The sequence below is a fragment of the Desulfothermus okinawensis JCM 13304 genome, assembly GCF_054654515.1.
This window is the reverse complement of record NZ_BAAIEW010000099.1, coordinates 1-290: the sequence shown is the minus strand read 5'-3', so window position 1 is coordinate 290 and position 290 is coordinate 1. Positions and strand designations below refer to the sequence as shown.

Genomic DNA, 290 nt, shown 5'->3' with positions numbered 1-290 from the left:
ATTAATGAAGAAGATTGAAAACAATAAAATAAAAGGCAAAGAGAAGTATTTAAGGAAGTATTGTGATGGTGAAAAGATCAGATATGAACTGGATATAACCAAAATAGAAAAAGACAAAAGATACGATGGATATTATGCCATAGCCTGTTCAGATATGAGTTTATCTCCCCTGAAGATAATAAAGATCCATACTCAAATTTATAATATAGAGAAGTCCTTTAGAGAATTAAAGACAGATTTAAATATAAGGCCTATTTATCATTACACTCCTAGCAGGATCAGAGGGCACA

The 290-nt window shown here is 30.7% G+C and carries 1 pseudogene; it reads left to right on the top strand.

The features are described 5' to 3' along the window. Nucleotides 1-290, top strand: a pseudogene (locus ACYQ0O_RS13210) (IS1634 family transposase); the annotation flags it as partial.